Annotated in this window: 10 protein-coding genes; 7 read left to right on the forward strand and 3 right to left on the reverse strand. The window is 69.4% G+C overall.

Annotated features, from left to right (window positions below):
• Positions 1-5 precede the first annotated feature (5 nt).
• Entirely contained in the window at positions 6-608 is a 603-nt protein-coding gene (locus ACIA6A_RS39225; RefSeq protein ID WP_396103199.1) for an alpha/beta hydrolase fold domain-containing protein, read from the forward strand.
• Here ACIA6A_RS39225 and ACIA6A_RS39230 read toward each other — a convergent pair.
• Together ACIA6A_RS39230 and ACIA6A_RS39235 are read right to left on the reverse strand one after the other, a co-directional pair.
• Entirely contained in the window at positions 589-1,707 is a 1,119-nt protein-coding gene (locus ACIA6A_RS39230; RefSeq protein ID WP_396103200.1) for a DNA alkylation repair protein, read from the reverse strand. The two genes, ACIA6A_RS39225 and ACIA6A_RS39230, sit on opposite strands and share 20 nt — an antisense overlap.
• Entirely contained in the window at positions 1,707-3,059 is a 1,353-nt protein-coding gene (locus ACIA6A_RS39235; protein ID WP_396103201.1) for an aldehyde dehydrogenase family protein, read from the reverse strand. Before ACIA6A_RS39235 ends, ACIA6A_RS39230 begins: the two co-directional genes overlap by 1 nt.
• 86 nt (positions 3,060-3,145) lie before the next feature.
• Between ACIA6A_RS39235 and ACIA6A_RS39240 the strand changes: the two genes are divergently transcribed.
• From ACIA6A_RS39240 to ACIA6A_RS39260, 5 genes are all read left to right on the forward strand, one after another.
• The gene (locus tag ACIA6A_RS39240; protein ID WP_396103202.1) at positions 3,146-3,958 is read left to right on the forward strand and encodes a helix-turn-helix domain-containing protein; all 813 of its coding nucleotides are present in this window, start codon (positions 3,146-3,148) and stop codon (positions 3,956-3,958) included.
• Positions 3,959-4,090: 132 nt separating this feature from the next.
• Positions 4,091-5,356, forward strand: coding sequence for a DUF222 domain-containing protein (locus ACIA6A_RS39245; protein ID WP_396103203.1), 1,266 nt, complete (start codon positions 4,091-4,093; stop codon positions 5,354-5,356).
• Between the two features lie 534 nt (positions 5,357-5,890).
• A complete protein-coding gene (locus ACIA6A_RS39250) occupies positions 5,891-6,742 on the forward strand; it encodes an SDR family oxidoreductase (protein ID WP_396103204.1) in 852 nt (283 codons plus the stop codon).
• A gap of 311 nt (positions 6,743-7,053) precedes the next feature.
• Entirely contained in the window at positions 7,054-9,882 is a 2,829-nt protein-coding gene (locus ACIA6A_RS39255; RefSeq protein WP_396103205.1) for an alpha-L-arabinofuranosidase C-terminal domain-containing protein, read from the forward strand.
• A gap of 11 nt (positions 9,883-9,893) precedes the next feature.
• Positions 9,894-11,003 carry a family 43 glycosylhydrolase gene (locus ACIA6A_RS39260; RefSeq protein ID WP_396103206.1) on the forward strand — a complete coding sequence of 370 codons (1,110 nt, stop codon included), beginning with the start codon at positions 9,894-9,896 and terminating at the stop codon, positions 11,001-11,003.
• An 11-nt stretch (positions 11,004-11,014) separates the two neighbouring features.
• Here ACIA6A_RS39260 and ACIA6A_RS39265 read toward each other — a convergent pair whose 3' ends face one another.
• A complete protein-coding gene (locus tag ACIA6A_RS39265) occupies positions 11,015-12,040 on the reverse strand; it encodes a LacI family DNA-binding transcriptional regulator (protein WP_396103255.1) in 1,026 nt (341 codons plus the stop codon).
• Positions 12,041-12,340: 300 nt separating this feature from the next.
• On the opposite strand from ACIA6A_RS39265, the gene ACIA6A_RS39270 reads away from it, so the two are divergent.
• Complete coding sequence (locus tag ACIA6A_RS39270; protein WP_396103207.1) at positions 12,341-13,360, forward strand: ABC transporter substrate-binding protein; 1,020 nt, start codon at positions 12,341-12,343, stop codon at positions 13,358-13,360.
• Positions 13,361-13,372: the final 12 nt, after the last annotated feature.

The following is a 13,372-nucleotide window of genomic DNA, read 5'->3' on the forward strand; positions in this document are numbered from 1 at the left end:
GCCGGGTGAGGACAACGGACGTTCCCGGCCCGCACGGCCCGGTGCCGGTACGGATCTACGAACCGCCGGGTCCGGCGCGGGCCGCGCTGCTCTGGGCGCACGGCGGCGGGTTCCGGCACGGTGACCTGGCGATGCCCGAGGCCGACATGGTCGGTGCCGAACTGGCCAGCGCCGGGGCGGCACTCGCGCTCGCCACCGCGGTCCGGGCCCGGGACACCGGGCGGCGCACCCCGGACGTGCTGCTGCTCGCGTACCCGTTCGTGCACTTCCCGGTGCCCACGCTCGGCCTGGACCGGACCCTGGCGAGCATCGAGGACATGGTCCGCAACTACGTGGGCCGGATCAGCGACCTGCCACCGGACGCGTTGCCCGGCGCGGCCCGGCTGGACGCGCTGGCGCCCACCCACATCCTGCTCAGCGAGCACGACGACCTGCGGCCCTCCGGTGAGCTGCTCGGCCGGCAGCTGCGCGAGGCCGGCGTGCCGGTCACCACCCACCTCGCCCGGGGGACGACGCACGGGCACCTCAACCGGCCCGCCGACCACCCCGAGGGCGTCGAGCAGTCCCTGGTCTACCTCGCCGGAGCACTCATGCCGGCGGGGCGCTGACGAGCTCGAAGCCGACGGGTTCGGTGGCGGTGCCGTTCACCTGCAGGGCTATCGCGTGCGGGCCCGGGTGGTATCGGCGGGTGCTGATGACGCGGAAGGAGTGCTCACGGCGTACCTCCAGGGTTTCTCCCGGCCGCAGCGTCGCGGTGGTGAGCTTGAACGTTTTTGCCGTCCGTGCGCCGTTGGCCTTGTGGTGGTGCACGACGTAGTCGATCGCGAGCCGCGCGGGCGCGTCGCCGGTGTTGCGGACGGTCGCGCGGAAGCCGATCGCCTCGCCGACCGCCACGGTGGCGCGATCCACCACCGGCCCGTCGACCAGCAGCGTCGCCGGGGCCGCCGAGAAGCCCAGCAACGCCAGCGCACCCGGGTCACCGCGCTTGACCAGCGTGCGCAGGCCGTGCCGGACCACCCGGGCCGTGGCCGCGTCCGGCGCGGCCGACCAGCGTCCGGCCGTCCGCACCACCAGCGCGGCGTGGTCCCGGCTCAGATCGTTGAGGTGGTTGGCGACCGAGCGGCGGACGTACTCGCTGGGATCGCGGTACAGCGCGTCGAGGACCGGCACGGTCACCCCGGGCCGGGCGATGATCTCCGGCACCCGGACCGACCAGGGCAGATACGGCCGGGTGCCCTCCGACGCGAGCCGCCGCACGTCCGCGTCGCCCGACCCGGTCCAGTCCAGGACGGTGGCCAGCGCCCGGTCGAGGTCGTGGCGCAGCAGGGTCCGGATCGCGAACTCCGCGGTGAGCAACCCGGTCAGCTCGGCCATCATCGCCATCGCGTCGTCGAACGCCGCGACACCCCCGTCGTCGACCGCCTTCGCCGCCACCGCGGCGGTCACCGGCCAGATCATCCAACCGCCGAAACCCGCCGATCCGGTACGGGCTGAGCGCACCACCCGCGCGAGATCGGCGTAACTCCCGGGCACGTCGGCGAGCAGCGCGTCCCGGAGCAGGTCCGCCCGTTCCCGCAACGACAGGTCGCCGAGGCGCGCGGCGGCAGTACCCAGGATGGGCAGCGGGTTGCCGGGTGCTGCCGTGCGGATCGCCCGGGTGAGATCCTCGGCGGTCGCGCGGCTGATGAGCTGGTCGGCGAAAGGCATCAGTGCTTGACCGTAACCGTCCGCCGCTCGGTGAACTCCAGCAGGCCCGCCCGGCCGCTCTCGACGCCGATGCCGGACTGCTTCAGACCACCGAACGGTACGGACGGGGACAGGTGCATGACCTCGTTGACCCAGACGGTGCCGGCCTCCAGGCGGCGCGCCACCGCGAGCGCGGCATCGGGGTCGGCCGACCAGACCGATGCGCCCAGGCCGTACTCGATGGCGTTGGCCCTGGTGATCGCGTCCTCGACGTCGTCGAACCGCAGCAGCGGCAGGATCGGGCCGAACTGCTCCTCCTGGACGATCCGGGCGTCCTCCGGCGGGTTGCCGATCAGGGTGGGCCGGAAGAAGAACCCCTCGGTCGGCCCGCCGGTCAGGATGTCGTAACCCTTGTCCTGGCAGTCCCGGAACAGCTCGGCGACGGTGTCGTACTGGCGGCGGTTCGACACCGGCCCGATCTGGACCCCCTCGTCGAGGCCGTTGCCGACCACCACGCTCCCGGCCAGCTCCACCAGGCGCGCGGCGATCCGGTCGTACACATCGGTGTGCAGGTAAAGGCGTTTCGTGGCCAGGCAGATCTGGCCGGCGTTGCTGAACGCGGCCCAGAACAGCTGCTCGGCGACCTGGTCGGGGTCGGCGTCGGCCAGCACGATCGCCGGGTCGTTGCCGCCGAGCTCCAGCGTGACCCGGGTCAGCGTGGCCCCGGCCCCGGCCAGCACGGCGCGCCCGGTCCGGGTCGACCCGGTGAAACTGATCTTGTCGATGCCCGGGTGCCGGGTCAGCCACGGGCCCAGGTCGTCACCGCCGGTGACGACCGTGAGGACCCCGTCGGGCAGCACGCCGCGCAGCAGCTCACCCAGACGCAGCGACGACAACGGGGTGAACGTCGACGGCTTCACGATCACCGTGTTGCCGGCCAGCAGCGCCGGGCCGACCTTGAACGACAGCTGACCCAGCGGGTAGTTCCACGGCGTGATCGCCGCGACGACCCCCAGCGGTACGTGCTCGGTGACCGACCGCCGCTCGGCGTCGTCCTGGTTGACCGTCACCGGCAGGTCGAGGGCCGCGGTCTCCCGGAACCAGTGGCTGAGCCCGGCGACCTCGGCGACGGCGACCGGCAGCGGCTTGCCCTGCTCCCGGGTGACCAGCCGGGCCAGCTCGACGGCGTTCGCGTCGATCACCCCGGCGATGCTGAGCAGGGCGTCGCGGCGGTCCGCCACGGAACGGGCCGCCCATCCCGGCTGGGCCGCGCGGGCCGCCGCCACGACGGCGTCCAGCTCGGCACGGGAGCAGTCCGGCGCTTCGCCGGTGATCTCGCCGGTGGCCGGGTCAATGACAGAAAAAGTAGGCATGCGGCAATGCTCGGTGCCGGGCGCCGCGACGAGGAGGCCCCAACTTCCGGGGAGTGCCGCACCCCGGCAGGTTTATGATCGTCGCCATGGCACCAGCGAGCCCCCTCGGCGAGTTCCTGCGCGCCCGCCGCGCCCGGGCCGACCCCGCCGACAGCGGCCTCGCCGCGGGCGGCGACCGCCGGGTGCCGGGCCTGCGCCGCGAAGAGGTCGCGGTGCTGGCCGGCGTCAGCGCCGACTACTACGCCCGCCTCGAACAGGGCCGCGAACGCCACCCCTCCGCGCAGATCCTCGACGCGGTGGCCCGGGTCTTCCACCTCGACGCGGACGCGAAAGGCCACCTCTACCGCCTCGCCGGCCTGCTCCCGGCCCGCCCCCGCCCGGTGGCCGGCGACCGGGTCCACCCGGCGCTGCTGACCCTCATGAACGGCTTCCCGCGAGCTGCCGCGTACGTGTTCGGCCCGGCCTTCGACGTGCTGGCGGCCAACCCGCTCGGCGCGGCCCTGCTCGCCCCGTTCGGCGCCCGGCCCGCCATGGCCCGGGTAGTGTTCAGCGACCCGGCGGCCCGCACGTTCTTCGACGACTGGCCCGGCGCGGCCGACGCCATCGTGGACGCCCTGCGCCTCAACGCCGGCCTCTTCCCCGCCGACCCCGACATCCTCGCGCTCCTGGAGGACCTCGAGGACAACGCCGAGTTCACCCGGCGCTGGAACAGGCAGGGCGTCGGAGCGCTGCCCCGCCTGGACAAGACGTTCCACCACCCCGAAGCCGGCCGCCTGGACCTCACCTACCAGGCCTTCGACGTCCGCGACGCCCCCGGCCAGCAGCTGCAGGTGGGCACCGCCCAGCCCGGCAGCCGCAGCGAACAGTCCCTGAACCACCTGATCGCCGTCCACGCCTGATCGCCGTCCACGCCTGATCGCCGTCCACGCCTGATCGCCGTCCACGCCTGATCGCCGTCCACGCCTGATCGCCGTCCACGCCTGACCGGCCGCTGAGGCGTTTGAAGATTGTCGTACGTGTGTTCTAAATTGATGCTCGTGTTGGTTGACGTGCAGCAGCTGGTCAAGGAAGCGGCGGAGTTAGCCGCGGCCCCGCTGTGCTCACCGCTGGACCACGAGATCGTCGGCCTGCTCCGCGCGGCGCATCACCTGGAGCAGGTCGCGATCGTCCTGCAGACCCGCCTGGCCCATGAGGCTGACATCCGTAAGCTGCCCCAGACTCAGGGCGCCCGTTCCCTCAGCGGATGGCTACGACACATCCTGCTGCTGGACCCGCACCAAGCACGTGAACTCACTGTTAAGGCGACCCCGGTGATCGAGCAGGCCGTCCTGGACGGTCAGCTCAACATGCGCCAAGCCTCGGTGATCACCACCACCGTGCAGGCCATCCCCGACGACCTCGCCCCCATCCCTGGTGCCGTGAACGTCCCGAGGGTCGTGCAGGACGCCGAGACCATCATGCTCACGCATGCCGGGCAGTTCCCCGCCTACCAGCTACGCCGTATCGGGGAACGTATCCTCGCCCACACCGCCCCCCACCTCGCCGACCAAGCCGACGAAGCCGCCCTGATCCGGCAGGAAGCCCGCAACCACCGCCGCCGCGGTCTGACCCTCTCGATGCCGGTGGAGGGCCTTGTCCGGGTCTCCGGTCTGCTCGGTGCCGAAGAAGCCGCGACCGTGAACGCCGCCCTGCACCCACTATGCAAACCGGTCCACGATGACACCCGCACCCCCGCCCAACGGCGTGCCGACGCCCTGATCAGTGTTTGCACCCTCGCCCTACGCACCACCGAGCTACCCGACGACGGCGGCGAACCACCCCAACTCGCGGTCACCGTCGCCTACCACCCGCTCACAAGCACCCTGGGCACAGCGACCACTGACACCGGTGAGCGCGTGTCCGCCGCGACTGTCCGCAGACTGGCCTGCGACGCCCGGATCCTGCCCACCGTCCTCGGCAGTGCTGGGCAGATCCTCGACATGGGCCGAAGCAGCCGAACAGCCGGCACAGCCCTACGCCGTGCCCTGCACCTCCGCGACCGTGGTTGCGCCTTCCCCGGCTGCGACAAACCACCACGCTGGACGGACGCGCATCACATCAAACACTGGATCAACGGAGGCACCACGAGCCTGGACAACATGGTCCTGCTCTGCCGACACCACCACCGACTCATCCACCACCCCACCGCCGACTGGACCATCCGACTCAGCCCCGACAGGCACCCCGAATTCGTTCCCCCGTACACGATCGACCCGACCCAGCAACCCCGCCGCAACCTCTACCACCTGCGCATCTGAGCACTTGGTCGGCGAGGACGACAACACGCGATGACAGTCGTCATTGCGTCGAGCAGCATGGTCTACCGCGGACTGCCAGCAGCGATGTGCTACGTCAGAATCGTCTGGATTCGTTCATCAGCCACGGAAATCCGCCGGTCTACGGTGTTCTGTCGGCCCGGGGTGATCCCGCTACGTGTTCATGCCCGCGCGCCCGAAGGCCTGGCTGGACCCGTCTCAGGTCGGGGAAGGTCGTGGCACGGAGCCCGCTCGGTCTGAGCCTGCTGCGCGTGGGGCCCGTCCTGGTTCGGGCCTGTCCGGCATGGAGTGCGTCCACCCCTGGGTGGCGAGCTCGTAGGCGAGACCGGCGCTGACCGGGCGCCGTGCGGAGTGGCCGCTCGAGGTCCCTCGATCGCCACGGAAGGGGTGGACGCTTCACTCAGCGATTACTCGAAGCATAGTCACTTTCCTGTAGGTACCTACTATGTCGGCGGTGTTAGCGTCCCCGCTGTTGCCCCGCCGCCAGGCCCGGCATTCGACGAGCTGACCAGGAGCATGACCATGATCGTCGTTACCGGAGCGACCGGAAATGTCGGCCGACCACTTGTCCAGGCACTCGCCGCAGCGGGTGAAAAAGTGACCGCAGTGTCACGCCGGGTCGGAACTGCGGTGGTGCCGGCGGGGGTACTGACCGTGGCTGCGGACCTGACCGATCCGCCGGACTTACGGCCCGTTTTCGACCGTGCCGGTGCGCTGTTCCTCCATGGCGGTGGTGCCGGCGCGCAGGCGCTGAAGTCTCGAGACATCCTCGACGCAGCCAGTTCAGCCGGGGTGGGCAGGGTGGTGCTGCTGTCCTCGCAGGGAGTCCGCACCCGGCCGGAATCCGAGTCCCATGGGGTGCTTCTGAGGTCTCTCGAAGAGGCGGTGCGGGGCTCCGGTCCGGACTGGACGATCTTGCGGCCCGGCGGGTTCAACTCCAACATGTATGCCTGGTCCGAGTCGGTCCGTACCCGGCGGACCGTCGTGGCACCGTTCGGTGATGTCGGCATGCCGACGATCGATCCCGCCGACATCGCGGGGGTCGCCGCCAGGGCGTTGCGCGAAGACGGTCATGCCGGGCAGATCTATGAGCTGACCTGGTCGGCGCTGACCACGCCCCGGCAGCGCGCGGAGGTGATCGGTGCCGTACTCGGTGTGCCCCTCCGGTTCGTGGAACAGACCCGCGATGAGGCCCGCGTGCAGATGCTGCGGTTCATGCCCGAATGGGCGGTGGACACCACCCTCGCCGTCCTCGGCGTACCAACCCTCGCCGAGCAGCAGATCAGCCCTGCCGTCGCGCAGATCCTCGGTCGGGCGCCACGCACCTTCGCCGACTGGGTCCAGGACCACATCTCGGCTTTTCGGTAGATCCCCCGGCGCGGCCGGGATCGCGGACACGACGCCGCACCGATTCTTGGCCGTCGATTGATGAGCGTGCCCAACACCGGCATCAGCGGCCGTACGGGCCCGGTCTCGCCCGCTTGAGTGCATCGAGGATTGACCTTCGCGGGTGCGGCCGGGGGCTGCGGGCTCTTCGGCCCCGGCCGGCGGTGATCGTCTGGGGTGGAGGACGGATCTCTGCCTGGTGAGCTGCTCTGCGTAACACGACCGTTGACTCCCGGTAATAAATCGATGAGAATCACTCGCGTTGTGTTAACGCTCACATCGGGAGGACATGGATGTCGCACCCCCGGTCCCTGGTTGGGTTGGCAGCCTCGGCGCTGCTGGCCGTGACGCTTACGGGCGCCGCTCCGGTGGCGGCCCGCGCGGCCGAGCCGGACTACACGATCACCGTCGACCCCAAGGCTTCCGGGCCGGCGATCAATGACGACATGTACGGGATCTTCTTCGAGGACATCAACTGGGCCGCCGACGGCGGGTTGTACGCGGAGCTCGTCCGGAACCGGTCGTTCGAGTTCCTTCCGGCTGACAACGCCGCCTACAACGGGTTGACCGCGTGGACGCCCACTGCGGAGACCGGTGGCAGCGGAAGCGCCACGACGGTCAATGACGGTTTTCGGCTGAACGAACGCAACCGGACATACCTGAAGCTGGACCTGACGAATGTCGCCGGTGGACGCTACGGGGTGACCAACGCGGGGTTCAACAACGGGTTCGCGGTGCAGGCGGGGAAGCGTTACGACTTCTCGGTCTGGGCGCGCAGTGACAACCCGGCCGGCACCCCGCTGACCGTCTCGCTCACCGACACCGCCGCGCAGACAGCCACCGGTGCGAACGCGGATGGCGCGGCTGGTGCGCACGCGCAGGCAGCGGCTGGTGTGAATGCGGATGGCGCGGCTGGTGCGCACGCGCAGGCAGCGGCTGGTGTGAACGCGGGTAGCGCGGCTGGTGTGAACGTACAGATAGCGACAGGCGGGAACGCGCAGGCAGCGACAGGGGTGGACGCGCGGCCGGCCGGCGGGGTGGAGGCTCGAGCGGACTCGCGGGTGGTCGAGGGTGCGAGTGTGCACGCCGGCGGCGGTGCGGATGCTCATGTGGACGGCCGGGTGGGTGCGAGGGCTGTTCGTTCGCTCATGGTGCGGGGGGATCGCTGGCGGAAGTACTCGGTCTCGCTGATCGCCGGGCGGACGACGGATGCCGGGCGGTTGACGGTTGTCGCCGGTGGGGGTGGGACTGTTCGGCTGGACATGGTTTCGCTGTTCCCGCGCGAAACGTACAAGGGCCGGGCGAACGGGTTGCGGCAGGACCTGGCGCAGAAGATCGCTGCGCTGAGGCCGGGCTTCGTGCGGTTCCCCGGGGGCTGTCTGGTCAACACCGGCAGCATGTACGGGTACGACGCGGCGAACGGATATCCGCGGGCCCGGGCGTACCAGTGGAAAGATACCGTCGGACCGGTGGAGACGCGGGCCACGAACACGAACTTCTGGGGATACAACCAGTCGTACGGGCTCGGGTACTTCGAGTATTTTCAGTTCTCGGAGGATATCGGCGCGATGCCGTTGCCGGTGGTTCCCGCTCTGGTCACCGGGTGCGGGCAGAACCGGGCCACCGATGACGCCGCGCTGCTGCAGCGGCACATCCAGGACACCCTCGATCTTATCGAGTTCGCCAACGGGCCGGTCACCTCGACCTGGGGCAGGCTGCGAGCTCAGATGGGGCATCTGCGGCCGTTCGGGCTGACCCATGTCGCGGTCGGTAACGAGGAGAACCTGCCGGAGCAGTATTTCGCGAACTTCGAGAAGTTCCGGGCCGCGATCGAGGCGAAACACCCGGGTTTCACGGTGGTGGGCAACTCCGGGCCGGACGATCAGGGGACCACGTTCGACACGCTGTGGGCCAAGAACAAAGCGGCGGGTGTCGCCATGGTCGACGAGCACTATTACAACAGTCCGTCGTGGTTCCTGCAGAACAACAAGCGCTATGACGCGTACGACCGCGGTGGCCCCAAGGTCTTCCTCGGCGAGTATGCGTCGCAGGATGCCAAGTTCTACAACTCGCTGTCCGAGGCCGCCTATATGACCGGGCTCGAACGCAATGCCGATGTGGTCCGGATGGCATCCTATGCGCCGTTGCTCGCGAACATCGACAACGTGCAGTGGCGGCCGGATCTGATCTGGTTCGACAACGACGAGTCGTGGGGTTCGACCAGTTATCAGATGCAGAAACTGTTCATGAACAACGTCGGTGACCGGGTCGTGCCGAGCACCGCCACCGGGGCGGTCGTCGAGGCGAAGCCGATCACCGGGGCGATCGGGTTGTCCACCTGGGCCACCGCGGCGACGTACGACGACGTCGAAGTGACCCGGCCGGACGGGACCGTGCTGTTCGCCGACGACTTCAGCGACGGGAACGCCGACGGCTGGACGCCGGTGCAACCGCGCGGGAACTGGTCGGTGGTGGACGGCGCCTATGTCCAGACGGACACCGCGGCGACGGACACCATGGTCAAGGCCGCGACGATCGGGGAGACCGACTACGACCTGAGCGTCAAGGCCACCAAGAACGCCGGCGCCGAGGGCTTCCTCGTCGCGTTCGGGATCCAGGAGACCGGTCAGTTCTACTGGTGGAACCTCGGCGGCTGGAACAACACGCAGGGTGCGGTCGAGAAGGGCATCACCTCCGCCAAGGAACAGCTGCTCACCAAACCGAACACGGTCGAGACCGGGCGCACGTACGACCTGCGCGTCGAGGTCCGCGGCACGCACGTACGGCTGGTGCTCGACGGGCAGGAGTGGGCGACGTTCGACGACGACCAGGTCACCGAGCCGTTCGCGCAGGTCGTGACGCGCGACGACCGTACCGGTGAATTGATCGTCAAGGTGGTCAACGCCCAGGACACCGCGGCGGTCACGAAGGTCGACCTGGGTGGCCGCCGGGTCGCGCCGACCGCGCGGATGACCGTGCTCACCGGTGACCCGGGCGAGCAGAACACCCGCAGCGCCGAACCGATCCAGCCGGTCACGACGACCGTGCACGGCATCGCGAGCACATTCACCCGCACGTTCGCACCGAACTCCGTCACTTTCCTGCGCATCCGAACCCGCTGAGGGGAACCGACATGACGTTACGCATCAACCGGCGAGCCCTGCTGCACGGAAGCCTGGGCATCGTGGGCGCGGCGGCACTGACCACGAACGAACGACCGACGCTGAGCGATACGACAAAGGCCGACGAGCGAACGCTCACCGGCGGGACGGCAGGATCGGCGGGGACGACCTGGGCGGCGGTCGCGTCACCGCTGATCAGCCGGCGGGCGGATCCGTTCATCACCCGGCCGGTCGCGGGGATGTACTACTTCACCGGTTCGGTCCCGGAATACGACCGGCTCGTGGTCCGCGGCGCCACCACCATCGCGGGGCTCACCGCGGCCACCGAGACGGTGATCTGGCGGCGGCCCGCGTCCGGGAAGATGGGCGGCCACATCTGGGCGCCTGAGCTGCACCGTATCGACAACAAGTGGTACATCTACTTCGCCGCGGGGGACAAGGACGACGTCTTCCGGATCCGGATGTACGTCCTGGAGTCGGCGCTCGCCGACCCCCGCGACCCGGCGGGCTGGGTGCTGCGCGGGCAGATCGTGACCGAGTGGGACAGTTTCGCGCTGGATTCGACCACGTTCGCGCACAAGAACCGTCGCTACCTTGTGTGGGCGCAGAGCGAGCCGGAGATCGCGGTGAACTCCAGCCTGTACATCGCCGAGCTCAGCAATCCGTGGACGTTGAAGACGAAACCGGTGCGGATCGCGACCCCGACCAGGAGCTGGGAGATCCAGGGCTATCGGGTCAACGAGGGGCCCGCGGTCCTCGTACGCAACGGCAAGGTTTTCATCTCGTTCTCGGCCAGTGCCACGGACGCCCGCTACTGCATGGGGTTGCTGAGCGCGGACGCGAACGCGGACCTGTTGCGCAACGCGTCGTGGACCAAGAAGGCCGATCCGGTGTTCGTCACGAACGAGCAGACCCAGCAGTACGGCCCGGGGCACAACTCGTTCACGGTCGGCGCGGACGGGGTGACCGACGTGCTCGTCTACCACGCCCGCGACTACCGGGACATCACCGGTGACCCGCTCTACGACCCGAACCGCCACACGCGCGTGCAGCGGCTCACGTGGAACGCCGACGGGACCCCGTACTTCGGTGTGCCCAGTGGAGGCGCCGGGCCGATCTAAGCCGGATCGATCTAAGCCGGATCGATCTGGGCCGGATCGATCTGGGCCGGCGGCGGCGCGGTGCTGGCCCGGCGGACCAGCGTGGGGGGTACGACCACCTGGTCCACCGAGCCGTCGCCGGCCGGCCGGCGCATGTGCTCGAGCAGCAGCGCGAGGCTGCGCCGGCCGAGTTCGCCGAAGTCCTGGCTGATCGTGGTGAGCGGCGGCAGGAAGAAGCCGGAGTCGGGCATGTCGTCGAAGCCGACGACGCTGACCTCGTCGGGCACCCGGCGTCCGGCCTCGTGCAGGGCGCGCAGCACGCCGAGGGCGATCCGGTCGTTGGCGCAGAAGATGGCGGTGACCGACGGGTCGGCCGCGAACGCGCGGCCCTGTTCGTAGCCGGTGGCCGCGTCCCACCACTGCGGGGTGACCGGGGGCACCGGCGCGCCGGCCGCTTCGAGTGCGCGCCGCCAGCCCTCGCGGCGTTCGTGGGCCTCGGGCCAGTCGCCGGGGCCGGCCGCGTGGTGCACGGTGGTGTGGCCGAGTTCGAGCAGGTGCCGGGTGGCGAGCGCGGCCCCCTCGGCGTTGTCGATGCGTACGGTCGACACCGCCTCGGCGTCCCCGGCCCCGCCGACGGCGACGCAGAACAACTCGGACGGCGCCTGCATGAGCGCGCTGGTGACCGCGGTCTTGGGCGCGATGGCGATGATGCCGTCCACCGCGTGCTGGGCGAGCCGGTCGACGGCGCCGAGCACGTCGGTCTGTTCCAGGTTGCGCACGGTGGCGATGCTGACGAGGTAACCGGCCTCGCGGGCGGCGCTCTCGATGCCGTAGAGCATCGACGCGGGCCCGAACAGCGTGGTCTCGAAGCCGATGATGCCCAGCGTGTTCGACCGCCGGGTGACCAGCGTGCGGGCGGCGAGGTTGCGGCGGTAGTTGAGCGACCGCATGGCTTCCAGGACGCGGGTCCTGGTCTCCGGGCGGACGTGCGGGTGCTCGTTGAGCACCCGGGAGACCGTCTGATGGGACACGCCGGCGAGCTTGGCGACGTCGCGCATGACCGTGCTGCGCGGCCTCGGAACGGCCGGGTCCGTCTGTGCCACCAAAGCGCCCCCCTGGCTGCCGAGCTGCGGTGCTCGGCCTCAGTGTAACGAGGTCGCGACACAGTGGATCCTCCCTGGTCGGCGCGTCGTTCGTGGTGACCCACAGATATCAACTCTTGACGCTGAGGTGGAATGCGGTAACACTCCTGACATCAATGTGGTTCAGGCCACAAAGTTGATCTCGGTCGATCGGTCCTGTGCGGGGTGAGCCCTGCCCAGGCGCGGTTCGCCGTTGGTTGTTAACGCTAACAATCCATGTGTGAACAATCTGCGCGTGACCCATGGGAGGGTGTTGTGTCGAAGAGAGTGACCGCGGCCGTACTCAGCGGGCTGCTGGCGGCCTCCGCGCTGGCCGGCTGTGGTGGTGACGGCGACAGTGGCGACGGTGGCGGCCCGGACAAGCTCACGCTCGGGTTCTCCCAGGTGGGCGCGGAGAGCGGCTGGCGTACGGCGAACACGAAGTCGATCCAGGACTCCGCGGCCGAGCAGGGTGTCGACCTGAAGTTCGTCGACGCCCAGGGCAAGCAGGAGAACCAGATCAAGGCGATCCGCAACTTCATCACCCAGCGGGTCGACGTGATCGCGTTCTCGCCGGTGGTCGAGTCCGGCTGGGACACCGTGCTCAAGGAGGCCAAGGACGCCGGCATCCCGGTGATCCTGACCGACCGCGCGGTCGACGCGCAGGACACCACGCTGTACAAGACCTTCATCGGCTCGGACTTCGTGCTCGAGGGCAAGAAGGCCGGTGAGTGGCTGACCAAGGAGTACGAGGGCAAGACCGACCCGGTGAACATCGTGGAGCTGCAGGGCAGCCCCGGTGCCGCGCCGGCCAACGACCGCAAGGCCGGTTTCGCCGAGGCCATCGCGGCCGACCCCAAGTTCAAGGTGGTCGCCTCGCAGACCGGTCAGTTCACCCGGACCGACGGCAAGCAGGTCATGGAGACGTTCCTGCGCTCCCAGCCGAAGATCGACGTGCTGTACGCGCACAACGACGACATGGGTCTCGGTGCGATCGAGGCGATCGAGGCGGCCGGCAAGAAGCCCGGCACCGACATCAAGATCATCACGGTGGACGCGGTCAAGGACGGCATGACCGCGTTGTCCACCGGAAAGATCAACTTCATCGTGGAGTGCAGCCCGCTGCTCGGCCCACAGCTGATGGACCTGGCCAAGAAGGTCAAGGCCAAGGAGGAAGTGCCCCAGCGGGTGCTCACCGAGGAGACCACCTTCACCCCCGAGCAGGCCAAGGCCGTGCTCGCGGACCGCAAGTACTGATCCTCCCCGATG

Source organism: Actinoplanes sp. NPDC051494 (assembly GCF_044454705.1).
Lineage (GTDB): Bacteria > Actinomycetota > Actinomycetes > Mycobacteriales > Micromonosporaceae > Actinoplanes.

Bases quoted from the DNA above. Each gene is read 5' to 3' on its own strand.
- ACIA6A_RS39230 (WP_396103200.1), bottom strand. From the start codon at position 1,707: ATGCCTTTCGCCGACCAGCTCATCAGCCGCGCGACCGCCGAGGATCTC.
- ACIA6A_RS39235 (WP_396103201.1), bottom strand. From the start codon at position 3,059: ATGCCTACTTTTTCTGTCATTGACCCGGCCACCGGCGAGATCACCGGC.
- ACIA6A_RS39240 (WP_396103202.1), top strand. From the start codon at position 3,146: ATGGCACCAGCGAGCCCCCTCGGCGAGTTCCTGCGCGCCCGCCGCGCC.
- ACIA6A_RS39245 (WP_396103203.1), top strand. From the start codon at position 4,091: ATGCTCGTGTTGGTTGACGTGCAGCAGCTGGTCAAGGAAGCGGCGGAG.
- ACIA6A_RS39250 (WP_396103204.1), top strand. From the start codon at position 5,891: ATGACCATGATCGTCGTTACCGGAGCGACCGGAAATGTCGGCCGACCA.
- ACIA6A_RS39255 (WP_396103205.1), top strand. From the start codon at position 7,054: ATGTCGCACCCCCGGTCCCTGGTTGGGTTGGCAGCCTCGGCGCTGCTG.
- ACIA6A_RS39260 (WP_396103206.1), top strand. From the start codon at position 9,894: ATGACGTTACGCATCAACCGGCGAGCCCTGCTGCACGGAAGCCTGGGC.
- ACIA6A_RS39265 (WP_396103255.1), bottom strand. From the start codon at position 12,040: ATGCGCGACGTCGCCAAGCTCGCCGGCGTGTCCCATCAGACGGTCTCC.
- ACIA6A_RS39270 (WP_396103207.1), top strand. From the start codon at position 12,341: ATGTGTGAACAATCTGCGCGTGACCCATGGGAGGGTGTTGTGTCGAAG.